The sequence below is a fragment of the Methanobrevibacter sp. 87.7 genome (genome assembly GCF_002208625.1).
Lineage (GTDB): Archaea > Methanobacteriota > Methanobacteria > Methanobacteriales > Methanobacteriaceae > Methanarmilla.
Map to the genome: position 1 here is coordinate 1 of NZ_MRCT01000194.1, position 2,931 is coordinate 2,931.

At 21.6% G+C, this 2,931-nt stretch carries 2 protein-coding genes; one reads left to right on the forward strand and one right to left on the reverse strand.

Features of this window, described 5'->3' with window-relative positions; translation table 11 throughout:
- Window positions 1-287 precede the first annotated feature (287 nt).
- Window positions 288-1,529, forward strand: a complete 1,242-nt coding sequence (gene hemA, locus BGI41_RS07505) for a glutamyl-tRNA reductase (protein ID WP_088540079.1) — start codon at window positions 288-290, stop codon at window positions 1,527-1,529.
- Between the two features lie 119 nt (window positions 1,530-1,648).
- Here the strand turns inward: hemA and BGI41_RS07510 are convergent, their stop codons facing one another.
- Entirely contained in the window at window positions 1,649-2,779 is a 1,131-nt protein-coding gene (locus BGI41_RS07510) for an AAA family ATPase (RefSeq protein ID WP_088540080.1), read from the reverse strand.
- Window positions 2,780-2,931: the final 152 nt, after the last annotated feature.

Genomic DNA, 2,931 nt, shown 5'->3' on the forward strand with positions numbered 1-2,931 from the left:
ATATTTTTAGAATATTTTTATAAAAAGTATATTTTTTTTTAAATTTGTTTTATAATAAAATTAGTTTTTTTTATTTTTATTTTTTTGATATTTTAATTTAGTAATATTATTTTTTTCTTTTCTTAACTTTTGTATTACTTTTTATAGAATTTTTATTTAAAGTTTATATTAGTTTAAAAATATAATTTAATATACTTTTAACTATAAATTAATTTTTAATTAAATTAAAATATAGGTTATTTTAAGGTTTAAAAACTTTAAATATATTAAAACTTGGGGAAATTATATTGATATTTAATATTCGTGTTGATTATAAAATGGTTGATATAAAAACTATGGAAATAGTTTATGGTAATTTAAAGAAATTATTTAATGATATTAAAGAAAAATTTCAGATAAGTGAATATGTAGAAATATCTACATGTAATAGACATGAATTTTACATACATTCTGATTCTTTTGGAATAGAAAGTATTTTGAATGATTTTAATAATGAAAATATTGTTATAGAATATGGTGAAGAATCTGTATTTCATTTATTTAGAATGAGTTCCTCTTTAGAATCTATGATTGTTGGTGAAGATCAAATTCTTGGTCAAATTAAAGATTCAAAGAAAAAAGCTGAAAAAGAAGGACATTTAGGTAAAGTTCTTAATACTTTATTTACTAAAGCAATTCATGTAGGTCAAGAAGTTAGAAGTAAAACTAATATTAATAAAGGACATATTTCTATGGGTTCTGCTGCTGTAGATTTGGCAGAAGAATATTTAGGTGATTTACAAGATAAATGTGTTTTAGTAATTGGTGCAGGTAAAATGGGTGCGCTTGTAGCTAAAGCATTAGCTGAAAAAAATTTAAAAGCTATATTTGTAGCTAATAGGACTTATTATAAAGCAACTAAATTAGCAGGAGAATTAAATGGTCAAGCAATATTCTTTGATGATTTATATAAATATCTTCCAATTTCTGATGTTATTATAAGTGCTACTGGTTCTCCACATACAATCATAACAAAAGAACGTATTGAAAAAGCTACACTTAAAGTTAAAGAAGATACTAATAAAGATTATACAAATCATAAAATTGTTATAATTGATATTGCTAATCCTAGGGATGTTTCTGAAGATGTAAAAGATATTGGTGTTAATCTATTTAATATAGATGATTTAAGAGGAATTGCAGAAAAAACTACTAATGAAAGAAAAAAAGAAGTTAAAGAAGCAGAAAATATTATTAATTATGAATTTGATTTACTTAAAAATTCATTTAAAATTATGGAAATTGATAATATACTTGCTAGTTTAAGATCATCTATGGAAGATATACGCCAACGTGAAGCTGAAAAAGCAATAGTGAAGTTGGCTGATGTAGATGGAAGTATAAAAATTATTGATAATTTAACAAATTCAATTGTTAATAAAATTTTCTTTGATATTTCTAAAAATATTAAAAAAGCTGCTTGTAATAATGATGAAGATTTAATAAGAGCTGCAGAAATATTCTTCTTAAATGAGAATAATAAAAATTAGTTTTTTTATTTTTTTATTTTATAAATTCTTAAAAAGAGTTTTTTACTAAAATTTTTTATTTATTTAAATTAATTTATTGCTAAATTTATTAAAATAAAAATATAAAAGTATGAATTTAATTATTCATACATGTTTTTTACTTCATTTTTTACTTTTTTCTTAGATTGTTCTAATGCATAATGTATATCATCCATATCAATTTCATCTTTTTCTTCACATAATGCATGGTGTAATGAAGTTTTAAGAATTTTTTGTTTTAAGTCTCTTCCAGACATTCCTTTTGTTAATTTAACTATTTTATCAATATTAATATTAACATTAAGTGGGAGGGTTTTAATATTATTTTCTAAAATTTCTTTTCTTTCTTTATCTGTTGGTAATTTAAACTCAATTTCTTCTTCAAATCTACTTCTTACTGCAAGATCTAAGAAATTAATATTATTTGTTGCACCAATAGTTACTACTCCAGTATTTGGATTTATACCATCAAGTTCAGTTAATAGGGAATTAACAATTTCAGAAACATCTCCTCTTAATGATTGGAATTGTCTATGTAATGCAATTGCATCAATTTCATCAATAAATATTATTGAAGGCGCATTTTTATTAGCATTTTCATATAATTCATGTATTTGACGTGCACCATCACCAACATGATCTCCAATTAAACTAGTTGCTTTGACTAAATATAATGGAACATTAAGATTATTTGCTAATGCTTTAACAAGCATTGTTTTACCTGTACCTGGAAGTCCATAAAATAGAATATTTTGTGGAGCCCATTGTCCAAATTTTTCAGGTGATTTTACATATCTTTCAATAATTCTTACTTTATTTTTTGCATTTTCTTGACCAACAATATCTTTAAATTTAATATTGAAATTTTTAGGTTCAATTTTTTCAGATACTGTGTTTAATGCAGTATCTACTGTAATTTTTGTTTCAGTTGTTAATATTGAATTATTTGGTTCTACTTCTAAAATTTTAAATGCATAATCAGGAATCATTTTTTGATCAAATAAATAAGATTCTTTTTTAAGTTCTATACCTAACCATTGTTCTTTTGCATAGTCTTCAAATAATTTTTCATTGGATATTTCTAATGGAATATTTTCCATTAAACTGAATTTAAATGGATAACCTACAGGTTTTAATTTTAATTTTTTTGCTGAAATTTCATCAATTGTAGGATTAAATTTTGTTTTAGAATTCTTGATTTTTATCTCTTGATTTTTATTATTTGATTTCAAGTAAACACCTACTATTGAGTTTAATAATAATATTTACAATTTTTTAATTAATTATCTAAATAATTTTTAAATTATTATAAAAGTTATAATTTATATTTTATATATATTAATATTACTATTTTTTTTTAAAAAAAGATTATATTAAATTATGT